Source organism: Rubrobacter calidifluminis (assembly GCF_028617075.1).
Classification (GTDB): domain Bacteria; phylum Actinomycetota; class Rubrobacteria; order Rubrobacterales; family Rubrobacteraceae; genus Rubrobacter_E; species Rubrobacter_E calidifluminis.
Genome location: NZ_JAQKGV010000003.1, coordinates 109,547 through 122,935, shown reverse-complemented (window position 1 = coordinate 122,935; position 13,389 = coordinate 109,547). Strand labels below are relative to the sequence as shown.

Genomic DNA, 13,389 nt, shown 5'->3' with positions numbered 1-13,389 from the left:
GCTCAACCTCCTGTCTGGATACGCTCGCCGGAAGCGACGAGAATTTGTGCGCTCTTCTCACCGGTCATGACGGCAGGGATCAGGGGCCCGAGAAGGATGCTCCCGCACTCCCTGCAACGGGGGCCTGACTCGTCGGAGTAGAGGAAGAGGACTTCTTCTGGGGCGTAGGAGGTTCCGCACCCCGTGCAGGCCCACACCGGCTGGGGAAAATTTGCGTCTATCATCCGCGCATCTCCTCTTCACGGGATTTCATCCTGGGGAAGAGCAGGCTGTTCTCTTTGAAGATGTGATGGTGGGTGTCGCGCTCGAGCTCGGCGAGACCGTCGAGCATCGCCCGGTAGGAATTGCAGGCGTCCTCCGGTATGCGGTAGCCGTCGGTGAGCTTCCGGATCTTCTGCAGCCGACGTCCGGTCGCTATGTGCTCCCTCACGCTCTTCCCCAGCAGATCGCCGAGGGAGCCTTCCACACCGGCCGGTTCCCCGCGCTCGAGCCTCACCCCGGCCGGGAAGATCACCGCCTCTTCCTCCGCGGTGTGCTCCTCGAGCTCCGCCCGCAGCCGCCCGAACTCTTCCTTCAGCTCACCGAGCTCCGGATGGGTCTCCCCGTGCGCCGCCTCCACCTTCCCGATCAGCCGCTCCAGCCTGGGAAGCTCGGAGCGCAGGTAGTCGTGATGGACCTTCACGATGTGCTCGACCAGCTCCCCCATGCCCATGCTCACAAGGTCCGGCTTCTCACCGGCCGTACCCGTTTCTCCCTCCAGCCTCTTCGCGATCTCCTCCACGGTTACCCCGGCCGCCTCGCAGGCATCCGCAAGGGAGACGTCCCCGCCGCAGCAGTAGTCTATCCCCACCTCCTCGAACACCCGTGACCGGCCGGGCACCTCCGCCACGAGCTCACCAACCTTCCTCCAGGTCGGGATCATCATCCACCACCTCTTTCTCCAGTAAACGACACATAAAACGTAATAGTATATTGACACCACGGGTTGGTGGGTGCAAGGAGGAGGTGTGAGGGGTCACACGCCGGGGCCGGTGCTAGGATGGCTGGGATGGACTCTGGAGGCGTTCGTCGAGGGAGGCCGGGATGAGCAGAGGTCATGGTTCGGTGGTCTCGGAGGATCTGGGACGTGTGGCGGGTTCGGGGGTGGGGACGGTCTGGAAACTGGAGGGGAGCGAGGATCTGAACGCCAACCTGGTGCGGTTGCCGGGTGGAGGGGGCATCGGGGAGCACGTGAACGGGGAGGTGGATGTGCTGGTGATCGGGGTCTTCGGGAGCGGCACCGTGGAGGTCGAGGGGGAGAGGTGCGAGATCGGGCCTGGGAGGTTCGTCTTCGTACCCAAAGGGGCACGCCGGTCGTTCGAGGCCAGGCCTGAGGGGGTGTCGTATCTCTCGGTGCACCGTCGGAAGGGTCCGATCCGGATCGGACGCGGCGGGGGTGAGGCGTGAAGCGGCATCCTGCGCTCAGGAAATTCTCCGAGGACCACCATCAGGGGCTCGTGCAGGCCAGGAGGTTGCGACGGGCGGCGGGTGAGGATGTGGAGGCCAGGATCGGAGCCGGACGTGCCTTCCTGCCGTTCTGGCGGGAGGAGACGAGCGGGCACTTCAGGCTCGAGGAGGAGGTGCTCTTGCCGGTCTACGCCCGCTACGGCGGGGATCTCGGGGCCGAGCCCGTCGTGCTCACGGCGCGGGACCACGCCATCATACGCGGGCTCGTGATGGAGCTGGAGGAGCAGGTGGAGAGAAACGAAGTACACGCTGATGTACTGAGCGAGATCGGGGAGCGGCTCGACGAGCACATCCGGCTCGAGGAGCGCCGGCTCTTCCCGCTCGTCGAGCGGAGCCTTTCGGAGGAGCAGCTGGGGGAGATAGGGCGTCGGGTGGAGGAGGCTGGTTAGGCGATGGATCTCGGTCTCGAAGGGAGCAGAGCGCTGGTCGCGGCCTCCAGCCGGGGGCTCGGGCGGGCGGTGGCCCGTGAGCTCGCGGCGGAGGGGGCGCGGGTCGTGATCACGAGCCGGAGCAAAGGGACGCTGGAGGAGGCCGCCGCCGGGATCGCCGGGGAAACCGGGGGCCAGGTCGGATGGGTTGCGGCCGACCTCCGTCGGGCGGAGGATGTGAGGCGTCTGGTCGCGGAGGCCGCGGGCCGTCTCGGCGGGCTCGACGTGCTGGTCACCAACTCCGGGGGGCCTCCGGCGGGGGATTTCGAGGACTTCGGGGATGAGGCCTGGCGGGAGGCGTTCGAGCTCAACCTGCTCAGCGTCGTGCGGCTGGTGCGCGAGGCGCTGCCCCACCTGCGTGCGAGCAGGAGCGGGCGAATCCTCAACATCGCCTCCTCCTCGATAAAACAGCCCATAGAGGGGCTCGTGCTCTCCAATACCTTCCGGGCCGGGGTGGCCGGGCTCGCCAAGAGCCTGGCAGCGGAGCTCGCCCCCGAGGGGATACTCGTCAACACTATCGGACCCGGCAGGATCTCGACCGACCGCGTCAGGCAGCTCGACGAGGCGCGGGCCCGGGAGATGGGCGTCACGCCCGAGGAAGCAAAGGCCCGATCCGAGGCCGGGATCCCGCTCGGCAGGTACGGCACCCCGGAAGAGCTCGCCCGGCTCGCGACCTTCCTCGTCTCTCCGGCGAACTCCTACGTCACCGGGCAGGCCGTGCTGGTGGACGGGGGCATGGTGCGGGCGCTGTAGCGCGGGTTCAGATGCTCAGGGGTTTGTAGGTGTCCACGTGCAGCACGCCGTCGAAGAGGACCCTGCCGTCCTTCGTGACCTTTTTGTAGGTGACCCAGCGGGTGTAGCCGGGACCCGAGGCGACCTCCTTCGACCACATCGTGACGTGCCTGCCGGTCGGGCGGCCCCAGATCTGGGCGTGGACGTAGCCGTCGCTCCCGACCCACTCCTTCAGGAGCAGATACCCCGACGTGTTGTTCTTGAACTTCATGTCCAGCCTGCCGGAGTCCGGGCCGCTCCCGCTGCCGAACCACACCGTCGCGTCGAAGCCGGGCCGGATGTAGGGGAGCTGGGCGTAGTGGGGGTGGCGTTCGAGGACCTTGAGGCCCGCGTAGTTCGCCGCCATGTAGAGCGTCGAGGAGATCTGACACATCCCCCCGCCCAGTGCCTCCTTGACCTTGCCGTTCTCGATCACCTTGGAGGGCTGGTAGTGTAGCCCCTCTGTCTTGTCGTCGAAGGAGAAGACCTGCCCCGGTGCGACGAGGGTGTTGTTGATCGCGTTGGAGGCTATCCTGTAGTTGGCCATCTGTCCCGGTTCGGTATCCCAGGTGTAGTCGGTCTCGTAAGAGCCGAGGAGCGTGGTGGGCTTCAGGCGCTGTGCCTCCCGGGTGGTAAGCTTCGGTTTTACCATCCTGGTCTGGACGCGGAAGGAATGGTCCCCGGAGAACAGGCCGCCTTCCATGGCGGCGAGGAGCTTCTTCTCCTCCACCCTGCGGCCGGTGTGCGAGGGCAGAACCTCGACGGCGTCGCCGGAGACACTGTAGGAGGCGCTCTGCGGGGAGACCTCGAGGGAGGAGAGCATGCCGGAGGCCACCCGCTCGAAGCCCTCCCTGCTCAGCCCTACGTCGAGCCGGGAGCCGTGGGAGGAGACGTCTATCATCCGGGCGACCTGAGCGGGATCGAAGACCCACCTGTGGTTCGCAGCCGTGAGCGTGAGCGGGGAGGAGAGGGCGGCCCGGATCTGGCCCGATGCAGCCTCCGCCGCCGGGGTGCGGACCCGCGGTTCCAGGGTGCGCCCGACGGCCCCGGCCCGGGCCTTCAGGTTCTCCGACGCCCGGTGTATGTTCCTCACGGTCGCGGAGACGTCGAGCCAGTACCCCGTATGGGAGGGGATCACCTTGACATCGGCCCCGTCTATATTTACCGAGGCATCGCGGGGCCCGTGGTCGAGCTTCGCCGCGAGCTGCTCGACGGCATGACGTGCCGACTTCTCGCGAAAGCTTATGACGGGCTCGACGCGCCCCGAACCGAGCAGGGCCCCGGCCATCCCCGCCAGGCGGGATCCGATCCAACCCTCCCGTCCCACCTCGTAGGCCCGCCTCGCACTCTTTCCGGCGTCGAGATTCAGGCCGAGTTGGGAGGAGTCGAGGGCGACGCTCCTGCCTCCGGGCAGCCTGATGATGAACTTTCCAGGGAGGCCTTTTGCGCGCTGGCGCAGGATTGCGGCTGCCTGTTGTGGGGTCTTCCCGGAGAGGGAGACGCCCGCAACCGTGATTCCAGGGTAGATCCTGTCCCGGTAGACGAACCACTCGCCCGCCGCGGCGAGGAGTACGAGCAGGGCCAGGGTGAGCACGGCCACACCCGCCCACCAAATCGGTCGCCGGCGCCCGGGCTTCCCGTGAGCCCCTACATCGCTGCGCCCGTACAAGAACCTCTTCGCCACCCGCACCTCCGGGAACGAGACTCTGCAGTTCCGCCTGATCCCCGGCGATTATATCCCGGGCGTCCGGGGCGTGAAAACGGCTAAAATGAGCCTCAAGTGGGCACGGACTGATAGAGAGGGGAGAGGATGCCCAAAGAGCACATCATCTCGATAGATCCGTCGAAGCGGCTCGCCGACGAGCCCCACACCGGGCACAACCGCTGGCACGAGGACCTGGAGCCGGTGGTCGAGGTGGACCCCGGAGATGCCGTGATCTACGAGACCCGCGACGCCTTCGACGGGCAGCTCGACCCCACATCGACCGCCGATGACGTCGGCAGACTCGACCTCGGTCCCGTCCACCCGCTGACCGGGCCGGTCTACGTCAAAGGCGCCGAACCCGGAGACCTGCTGGAGGTCAAGGCGCTGGCCATAGAGCCCGACCCGTGGGACCAGTGGGGGTACACCGTCGAGGTGCCCGGCTTCGGCTTCCTGCGCGACGAGTTTCCAGAGCCCTACATAGTCCACTGGCGTCTCAACGGCACCGAGTACGCCGAGTCCGAACAACTCCCCGGCGTGAGGTTGCGCTACAACCCGCACCTAGCCTCCCTCGGCCTCGCCCCGAGCGCGGAGCTCCGGCGCACGATCACCGAGCGGGAGGCGGCGGTGGCCTCGCGCGGCGGGTTTGCTCTCCCACCGGACCCCGCCGGGGCCGTCCCCGGCGGGCGCATCGCGGAGGAGGGGCTGAGGACCATCCCGCCGCGTGAGATCGCGGGGAACCTGGACATCAAGCAGCTCTCTCCGGGGGTCACCGTCCTGATCCCGGTCTACCGGGAAGGGGCGCTCGTCTCGACCGGGGACATCCACTACGCGCAGGGAGACTGCGAGGCGTGCGGTACCGGGATAGAGATGCGTTCCCGGGTGCACCTGCGCTTCTTCGTCCACAAGGGCGAGGCGGAGAGGAGGGGCATCCGCGACCTGCGCTTCTACCGCGACGACTACTTCACCGCGCCAGAGCTCGCCGCCCCGCGCCGCTTCTACGCCACCACCGGTATCGGGGTGAGCCGGGACGGGGAGAGTACGGGGGAGGACATCACCCTGGCTGCGAAGAACGCGCTGCTCAACATGATCGAACACCTCGGCGAGCGGGGCTACGATCGCCAGCAGGCCTACGCCCTGTGCAGCGTGGCGGTGGACCTCAGGATAAGCCAGACCGTCGACGTGCCGAACATGCTGGTCTCGGCGCTCCTGCCGCTGGATATCTTCATCTGATCCTCTCGGCCAGCTCCTCTATCGCGGAGCGGGCGTCGTCGAGGAGGCCGAGCATCGAGACGAAGCCGTGGATCTGGTCGTCGTGGCGGATCTCCTCCACCTTGACCCCGGCCTCGCGCAGCTTCCGGGCGTAAGCCCGTCCCTCGTCGCGCAGGGGGTCGAAGCCGGCGGTGAGGACGACAGCCGGCGGGAGCCCGGAGTGGTCCTCCGCCAGCAGCGGAGAGGCCATCCAGCTCTTCGCTGCGGCCTCGTCCTGGATGTAGTGGGTCACGAACCACTCCATCGCCGCCGTGGTCAGGAAGTACCCCTCGCCGTTCTCCTCGTGGGAGGGGTAACGGCCCCCTAGGTCCACTGCGGGGTAGATGAGGACCTGCCGGGAGATCTCCGGCCCTCCCTGCCTGCGGGCCATGAGCGCGACGACCGCGGCCAGGTTCCCACCGGCCGAATCACCGGCGACCACCAGGCGCGAGGCGTCGTAGCCCATCTCCCGGGCGTTCCCGGCGAGCCAGCGGGTCGCCGCGTAGCAGTCCTCCGGGGCGGCGGGGAAGGCGCTCTCCGGGGCGAGCCGGTACTCGACCGAGGCGACCGCGTACCCTGAGGCCCGCGCGAGCGCCCGGCAGACGGGATCGTGGCTCTCGATGTTGCCGATCACCCAGCCGCCACCGTGGTAGAAGACGAGCAGCGGCCGCCGTCCGTCGCCGCCCGGGTCGTAGATCCTGACCGGGAGCCGCCCCGCAGGGCCCGGGACTGTGAGGGAGTGTACCCGCGCGACCTCCTCCGCGCCGGCCTCACCGAACGCCTCCTCCAGGAATTTCCGCGCCCGCGGTACGTCCATCTCGGAGATGTCCGGAACCTGCTCCTGCTCCATCTGCCTGAGCAGCTGCTCCGTCTGCGGGTTCAGGCTCATCCTTCGTCCTCCTTTCCGGGGATGCCGCCGTTCATCAGGCCCCACCGCGCCGCTTCGCGCATGGCCTTCCCCACGTCGATGGTGAACGGTCCGTCGGGATCCAGCCGCACCGTAACCCGGTCCCGCTCCGAGACCTCAAGCTCGCGCTCGCCGTCCAGCGCCACACATCCGGAGAAGGGTGCGAGCTCGACCTCCTCTTCTGGCTCCAGGCGCCGTACCTCGGCCACCCCGACCGGCACGACGAGCCCCGGCGCGAGCGGGGCCGGGATGGTGATCTTCGCCTCCCCTGGTGCGACGAGCCTCAGGTGGAGCCCGTACGGCGCCTCGGGTGGGACAGGTTCGATGAGACCCGCCACCGCCGAGAACCCGGTCGACTCCGGGGAGGCGCGGGTGACGAAGACTTCGGAGACTTCCGACGGCCGCCAGAGGGCCCGTGCCCCCACGAAGGCGTCGGTGCTCGTCGCGACGTCCACGAGCGCGAGATCCTCCTGGTCCCCGTTCACCGCGACGCGCAGCAGCTTCTCCCGGCGCAGCGCGCCCTTCACCCGGCCGGTCGCGACGAGTCCCGAGGCGATGCCGGCCACGGTCGCCTCGCGCATCTCCGGGAAGGCGTTGTTGGTGCCGGTCGAGAGCGGGCAGAGCGGGACCTCTCCGCAGTGCCCGGCGACGATCCTGTTGGTCCCGTCGCCCCCGAGCACGATCAGGACCGACACGTCCCGCTCGCACATCTCCTCCGTCGCCTCCGCCGTGTCGCGCGGGTCGTGGCGCAGCCGCATCTTTAGGACCTCGAGCTCCGGGAGAGCCTGGGCGTCTTTTCCCCTCGAAGAGTTGCCGAGCAGGTTGCGCCTGAGGCTCTCCGAGATCCCGGAGGCGCCGGGCATCATCACGACCCGCTCGACGCCTGCCGCGCCGAGGCCCACCATCAGGCGGTAGACCATGTTGCCCTTCTCCGCGTTGTCGAAGACCGAGGCCCCGGAGACGAGCCTGCGGATGTCGCGCCCGGAGGCCGGGTTGGCGATGATGCCTGCGCTCGTCAACGCTCTGCTTCGGCGAGGAACCCCGAGAGGATGCGGTTGAACCTCCCGGCCTCCTCCATGTGAGACATGTGCCCGGAGCCTTCGATCACCTCCACCCGGGCGCCTTCGGGGAGGTTCTCAGTGTGCGAGACCGGTACGATCGCATCTTCCGAGCCCCAGACCGCGAGGACCGGCACTCCGAGCGATCCGAGGTCGAGCACGTTCGCCTGATGTCCCCCGGGGAAGAGGTTCTCCGCTATCGTGCGCAGCGCGTTGTCCACCCCGTCGAGCCGCTTGTAGCGCAGCACGTCGTTCACGAGCTGGCGGTTCACCAGCTCGGGGTTCGCGAAGAGGAGCCCGAGGACGTCCTTCATCTGCCTGCGGCGGTTCGCCGCGATGAAGCCTTCGATGTAATCGCCGTTTATCTCCTCCCCGAGCCCGGCGCTCGAGATCAGGGTGAGCGATGACACCCTCCCGGGGTGCTCGAGCGCGAACGCCGCCGCCACGAGCCCGCCCATCGAGTGCCCCGCCAGGTGTGCCCGCTCGATTCCGAGAGCGTCCAGGAAGCCCGCTACGGTATGGACGAAGAAGGCGAGGTTCCCGCCGTCGACGTCCTTCGAGGAGCCGCCGTGCCCCGGGAGGTCTACGGCGTAGACCGGGCGTTCGGCCGAGAGGGTCTGCTGGTTGAAGACGAAGATGTTTATGTCGCCGCCGAAGCCCGGGATGAGGATGAGCGGCGTGGCGGCTCCCTCGCCCATCTTCAGGTATTGGATCTCCCTCCCGTCGACCTCGACGGTCTCGGGTGCGGGGCCCGCCGCCTCCTCTTCCTGTGGGACGAAGCTCTCGCGGAACCCCTCGACGAAGGCTTCGATCTCGGAGTCCGGCACCGAGGCGTCGGCGATCACGCCGAGGAGACCCCCGACGGGCAGCACGTCGCCTTCTTGCGCGACGTGCCGCCTCAGGACGCCGGAGGCCGGGGACTCGACGGCGTTGTTGATCTTCTCGCTCTCCACCTCGATTATTTCGTCGCCCTTCGAGACCTCCTCGCCCTCACCGACGAGCCACCGCACGACCGTTCCCTCGGTCATGGTGAGACCCCATTTGGGCATGGTGAGGCGGATGATCTGCTGCGTCTCGCTCAAGCCTTCGCCCCCGCACCCGTGACCTCCCTCACCGCCGCGGCGACCCTCTCCGCGTCGGGGACGTAGAGGTCCTCGAGCACCGGGGAGAACGGCGGTGGGGTGTGGGGGGCGGTGACCATCTTCGGCGCGGCTTCGAGATCGTCGAAGAGCTCCTGGGCGACCTGCGCGCAGATGTCCGCGGCGAGGCTGCAGCGCGGGTTCGACTCGTCGACCACGACGAGCCTTCCGGTGTTCTCGACGCTCTCGAAGATCGTCTCCGTGTCGAGCGGCGAGGTGGTTCTGGGGTCGACGATCTCGCACTCTATACCCTCGTCGGCGAGCGCCTCCGCGGCTTCCTGGGCCATCTGCACCATCCGGCCTATCGCGACGATGGTGACGTCGTCTCCCTCGCGCACGTACTCGGCCTCGCCCAGAGGTATCTCGTAGGGCTCCTCTGGCACCTCGCCCTCGGTGGCGTAGAGGACCTTGTTCTCGAAAAACATCACGGGGTCATCGTCGCGGATAGAGGCGATCATGAGCCCCTTCGCATCGTAGGGGTTGGAGGGGACGACGACCTTGAGGCCGGGGATGTGGGTGAAGATGGGGTAGAGGCTCTGGGAGTGCTGGGCCGCGGCGCGGATCCCCGCCCCGTACATCGTCCTTATGACGAGGGGGGTCACGGCCTTGCCGCCGAACATGTAGCGGAACTTGGCGGCCTGGTTGTAGATCTGGTCCATGCACACCCCGAAGAAGTCGACGAACATCAGCTCGGCGACGGGCCTGAGACCCGAGGCGGCCGCTCCCGCCGCGGCTCCGATGAAAGCCGACTCGCTGATCGGGGTGTCGAGCACGCGTCCGGGGAACTTCTGGTAGAGGCCCTTGGTGACGCCCATCACGCCGCCCCAGGCGTCGTCCTCTCCGGGGGATCCCGCGCCGCCCGCGTTGTCTTCTCCCATGACGATCACGCGCTCGTCGCGCTCCATCTCCTGCGCGAGCGCCTCGTTTATCGCCTGCATGAAGGTGATGCTGCGCGCCACGGTCGCCTCCTTACCGGTAGCTGACGTACACGTCCGCGAGGAGGTCCTCCGCCCTCGGGTCAGGCGCGGCCTTGGCCTCCCGGACGGCCTCGTCTATGAGGTTCCTCACCTCATCGTCTATCCTCTCCAGCTCCTCTTTCTCGACGAGCCCGGCCGAGACGACCCTCTCGGAGAAACGCTTGAGACAGTCCTTCTCGCGCCTAAGCTCCTCGACCTCACCCGGGGCGCGGTAGGTCTGGGCGTCGCCCTCGAAGTGGCCGTAGTAGCGGCTCGTCTTGCACTCGATGAGCGAGGGGCCGCCCCCCTCGCGGGCGCGCCTTATCGCCTCTCCTGCGGCCTCGTGGACGGCGAAGAAGTCGAATCCGTCGACGACCACCCCCGGTATGCCGAACCCCTCGGCCCGCTTGGCTATGTCCAGGCCCTTGACCGAGTAGTTCGTCGAGGTGGCCTCGGCGTAGCCGTTGTTCTCGATGACGAAGACTACCGGGAGGTTCCACACGCTGGCGAGGTTCATGCTCTCCAGGGTGGTGCCCTGGTTCGAGCCGCCGTCGCCGGTGAACGAGACGGCGACCCCCCGCGTGCCGCGCATCTTGGCCGAGAGACCGGCACCACAGACCAGCGGCGGCCCGCCGCCGACGATCCCGTTGGCCCCGAGCATGCCTTTGTCCAGATCCGCGATATGCATGCTCCCGCCCTTGCCCTTGCATATCCCGCCGGCCTTGCCGTAGATCTCCTTCATCATCGCCTTGACGTCGCAGCCCTTGGCGATGGCGTGCCCGTGGCCCCGGTGGGTGCTCGCCACGTAGTCCCCGGGGCCGAGGTGCGAGATCACCCCGACGGCGACCGCCTCTTCACCGGCGTACAGGTGTACGAAGCCCGGGATCTCCCCGGTGGCGAACTCCGTGTGCAGCCTCTCCTCGAACTCGCGGATCGTACGCATCGTGCGGTAGGCTTCGAGGAGATCCTCCCTGCTGAGCGCTCCCGCGCCGACGACCTCTGTCATCAAGCCCTCCTTTCCCCGAAATTCGTAACTAACCAACCATATAGGGGAGGATGCAGGGTGTCAAGGCCCGTTTTGCAGGCTATGGGAAACGAGATGAAAGCCGGCTGCGCTCTCTTTTTGAAGCGGCGGTGAAGCGTGTCATCAACCCAGTAATCTCTCAGGGGCTACAGTCGTAGGGCATGATCTGGTAGTTGAGGGTGTTCAATGCGAGTCTGACGCCCGGAAGGCTTCCATGCTGGCTACATTACAACCCGATGCGCGATAAAGCGCTCGTGCCAGAGATCTCCTGGCAGCCCGATGGCACGTCGGCCAGGAGTACCGCGCGAAACCAGAGCACCTGGCGGCATCGAGGCGTCGGAGACCCTGTCCGTGTGCAGCTTCACAGTCGCCAGGTTCAAAGAGGCTTTCTCCAATTAGATCCGGTCGGCCTTGCGAAGGCGGTTCAGGAGTACCCTGTCACAGCTCTTTCCCCACCTCCTGTCACCCGCGCGAGACGTCAGCAGGCGCTCCCGCTTCCGCAACCCGTCTCTTTTGGATAGCAGCTCCTGCGACATGCTGCTCTTTGAGCACAAAGGTAATGCAGGCAGGGAGGCATGCCTGCATGCTTGGTTCGGACTGCAGAGAGCTTCGATGATCTATACAACTCGTCGGTAAACAGTTCTTTGCTCACGCTGAGCGTGACATCTACGCACAAACAGGTTTGCAGGACATCGATTCCAGGGCGTCCTTTCTCAGCCGACGCGTGAGATCAGTGGACTCCCGGCGGAGACCTCAAAGGCAGCGAGCTGCCTTATGCCCGAATGTGGGCGCTTTACGCTCTCCACGGCCTTCATGGTGCAGAGGATCTTCGCCGGCTCGATACGCATCACGTTGTACCCGTGGGTCGAGGAATCGAAGAACAGCATGTGCGGGTTGGCTATGCGGACCGCCTGCGTGAAGTCCGCGACTTTGGGGGGAGCCGTGAACTTGCCTGAGGTCAGCAGTTCCGTCAGGTTGGAGGAGGTGATCGAACCTCCCACGAACTCCGGGGCGACCACGTTTGCATCTCCGTTGAAGGGATTCTCGAAGTCCTTCTTGGCGTACCCTGCGGCGAAGGAGTGTATGTCGCCCGTGATCAGGACGAGGTTCTCCACGCCTTTTCTTTTGACCCTCTCCAGTATGAGACTGCGCTCGGCCTGGAACCCGTCCCACTGGTCGAGGTTCAGGTAAACCCCGCCCACCGCGCTCTCGATCCTCTTCACTATTTCAGCCACGGCGCCAAGTCCCCCGTCTCCGGTGCGGGAGCCCGTCAGGCCCAGCAGGACGGAGCCGGTGAGATCCTCAAGCCCGGTCGTGGTGAGGCTGCCCAGCAGGTAAGTATCCAGCAGCTTGAACTGCATGAACATGACCTCGTTCGCCCAGAGCTTCCATCGCGCCGGCGAAGTCTCCAGCCTGTTCAGGAACCACCCCCGCTGCTTTTGACCAAGCATGGACCTGTCCCGGGCCTTCTCTCTACCGCAACCCGGGGTGAGATATTTGTCCGGTGTCGACTCTCCACAGGGATGGGCGTCCCGGTAGAGACGCTCGTCCGTCAGGATCAGCTCCGCGAGCCGGCCGAACCTCACCGACCTGTAGATGACTATGTCGCCCAGCGGTCCCGCCTCAGCTTCGAAGGGCACTCCGACCGGCATGTACTCTGCCCAGGCTCTGCTCGCGTTTTTCCTGCGTCTGGGGGCAAAGTTTTTCTTCGGGTCGGAGGTATCGTCGTCGTATGCCTGGTAGCAGTCGTTCGCGAACTCATGATCGTCCCAGATCGCGATCATCGCAAAGTTTTCTTGCACCTTCTGCAGGTTACGGTCTGACCTGTAGGTTCTGTAGAGGAACCTGTAGTCGGAGAGGGTCCTGGCCCGGTCGGACCCACCCGGCAGAGAGATCGTGCGCACCTGACCTCCCTGAAAGCCCGCGGAGGTGGTCTCGTAGATGTAGTCTCCGAGATGGACCACGTAATCCACGTCTTCCTGCGCCAGATGAGCAAAGGCGGTGTAGTAGCCGTTCGTGTAATCCTGGCAGGACACATACCCGAGCGCGAGCGCCGGAACCTGCTGGTCCGGCTCGGGGAGCGTCTTGAACCGACCGGTCCGGCTCGCCCACCCACCGTGGATGAACCTGTAGTAGTAGACGGAGAAGGGCCTGAGCTCCTTCCTGCCGGCGATCTGGACCTTGACCGTGTAATCCCGCTCCGGGCCGGTCTTCGCCACCCCCCTCAGAAGGGGTTTTCTGAAGTTTCTATCCGCGGAGATTTCATAGCCGACCAGCTGCTCTTTCATCCGCTCCACGCCGGGATCGACTCTCGTCCACAGCACGATCCCGTGCGGCGAGGGATCCCCGGAGGCCACACTCAGCGGGAACCTCTTCGGGCTGATCCCCCTGCAATAAAACAGTTTCTCGGCGAGCGCCCGGTCGACGCCGAACGGCGGTTCCGTACCAGCCCATACCGCGACCATCCCGGCGAGCGAATACCTGAGAAACTGCGCCCGGGAGAAGGCAGCTCCCTTCCCTTCGTCACCATTTGAGACCATCCCGTCCCTCCCTCTCTTCGTCCCGCTTACGGCTGCGGGCGCAGTGTACCCTCGCCGTCTCTGGACGATGTTAAAGAGGGCCTAAACCAGCGTAAACTATAGATGTA

General features: G+C 66.3%; 13 protein-coding genes. 4 read left to right on the top strand and 9 right to left on the bottom strand.

Annotated features, from left to right (window positions below):
- Positions 1-2: 2 nt before the first annotated feature.
- Together PJB24_RS03555 and ric are read right to left on the bottom strand one after the other, a co-directional pair.
- Positions 3-224, bottom strand: coding sequence for a hypothetical protein (locus PJB24_RS03555; RefSeq protein ID WP_273842790.1), 222 nt, complete (start codon positions 222-224; stop codon positions 3-5).
- Positions 221-922, bottom strand: a complete 702-nt coding sequence (gene ric, locus PJB24_RS03550) for an iron-sulfur cluster repair di-iron protein (protein ID WP_273842788.1) — start codon at positions 920-922, stop codon at positions 221-223. Before ric ends, PJB24_RS03555 begins: the two co-directional genes overlap by 4 nt.
- Positions 923-1,083: 161 nt before the next feature.
- Between ric and PJB24_RS03545 the strand changes: the two genes are divergently transcribed.
- Genes PJB24_RS03545 through PJB24_RS03535 form a run of 3 tightly spaced genes read left to right on the top strand, consistent with a single transcriptional unit; the run spans position 1,084 to position 2,687 of the window.
- Positions 1,084-1,446, top strand: coding sequence for a cupin domain-containing protein (locus PJB24_RS03545; protein WP_273842786.1), 363 nt, complete (start codon positions 1,084-1,086; stop codon positions 1,444-1,446).
- On the top strand, positions 1,443-1,895 hold the full coding sequence (locus PJB24_RS03540; RefSeq protein ID WP_273842784.1) for a hemerythrin domain-containing protein: 453 nt from the start codon (positions 1,443-1,445) through the stop codon (positions 1,893-1,895). Before PJB24_RS03545 ends, PJB24_RS03540 begins: the two co-directional genes overlap by 4 nt.
- A gap of 3 nt (positions 1,896-1,898) precedes the next feature.
- Positions 1,899-2,687, top strand: a complete 789-nt coding sequence (locus tag PJB24_RS03535) for an SDR family oxidoreductase (protein ID WP_273842782.1) — start codon at positions 1,899-1,901, stop codon at positions 2,685-2,687.
- 7 nt (positions 2,688-2,694) lie between these two features.
- On the opposite strand, the gene PJB24_RS03530 is transcribed toward PJB24_RS03535, so the two are convergent.
- Positions 2,695-4,389, bottom strand: a complete 1,695-nt coding sequence (locus PJB24_RS03530) for a VanW family protein (protein WP_273842779.1) — start codon at positions 4,387-4,389, stop codon at positions 2,695-2,697.
- Positions 4,390-4,515: 126 nt separating this feature from the next.
- Between PJB24_RS03530 and PJB24_RS03525 the strand changes: the two genes are divergently transcribed.
- Entirely contained in the window at positions 4,516-5,640 is a 1,125-nt protein-coding gene (locus PJB24_RS03525; RefSeq protein WP_273842778.1) for an acetamidase/formamidase family protein, read from the top strand.
- Here the strand turns inward: PJB24_RS03525 and PJB24_RS03520 are convergent.
- The 6 genes from PJB24_RS03520 to PJB24_RS03495 form a co-directional block, all read right to left on the bottom strand.
- Positions 5,633-6,547, bottom strand: a complete 915-nt coding sequence (locus tag PJB24_RS03520) for an alpha/beta hydrolase (protein WP_273842777.1) — start codon at positions 6,545-6,547, stop codon at positions 5,633-5,635. The two genes, PJB24_RS03525 and PJB24_RS03520, sit on opposite strands and share 8 nt — an antisense overlap.
- A complete protein-coding gene (locus PJB24_RS03515; RefSeq protein ID WP_273842776.1) occupies positions 6,544-7,584 on the bottom strand; it encodes an ATP-NAD kinase family protein in 1,041 nt (346 codons plus the stop codon). Before PJB24_RS03515 ends, PJB24_RS03520 begins: the two co-directional genes overlap by 4 nt.
- Positions 7,581-8,672, bottom strand: coding sequence for an acetoin dehydrogenase dihydrolipoyllysine-residue acetyltransferase subunit (locus tag PJB24_RS03510; RefSeq protein WP_420541887.1), 1,092 nt, complete (start codon positions 8,670-8,672; stop codon positions 7,581-7,583). The genes PJB24_RS03515 and PJB24_RS03510 overlap by 4 nt, the downstream gene beginning before the upstream one ends.
- 29 nt (positions 8,673-8,701) lie before the next feature.
- Positions 8,702-9,721, bottom strand: a complete 1,020-nt coding sequence (locus PJB24_RS03505; RefSeq protein WP_273842774.1) for an alpha-ketoacid dehydrogenase subunit beta — start codon at positions 9,719-9,721, stop codon at positions 8,702-8,704.
- A gap of 10 nt (positions 9,722-9,731) precedes the next feature.
- Positions 9,732-10,724 carry a thiamine pyrophosphate-dependent dehydrogenase E1 component subunit alpha gene (locus tag PJB24_RS03500; RefSeq protein WP_273842772.1) on the bottom strand — a complete coding sequence of 331 codons (993 nt, stop codon included), beginning with the start codon at positions 10,722-10,724 and terminating at the stop codon, positions 9,732-9,734.
- 731 nt (positions 10,725-11,455) lie between these two features.
- Positions 11,456-13,282 (bottom strand): alkaline phosphatase D family protein, encoded by a 1,827-nt coding sequence (locus PJB24_RS03495; protein WP_273842771.1) that lies wholly within the window; start codon positions 13,280-13,282, stop codon positions 11,456-11,458.
- Between the last annotated feature and the right edge of the window lie 107 nt (positions 13,283-13,389).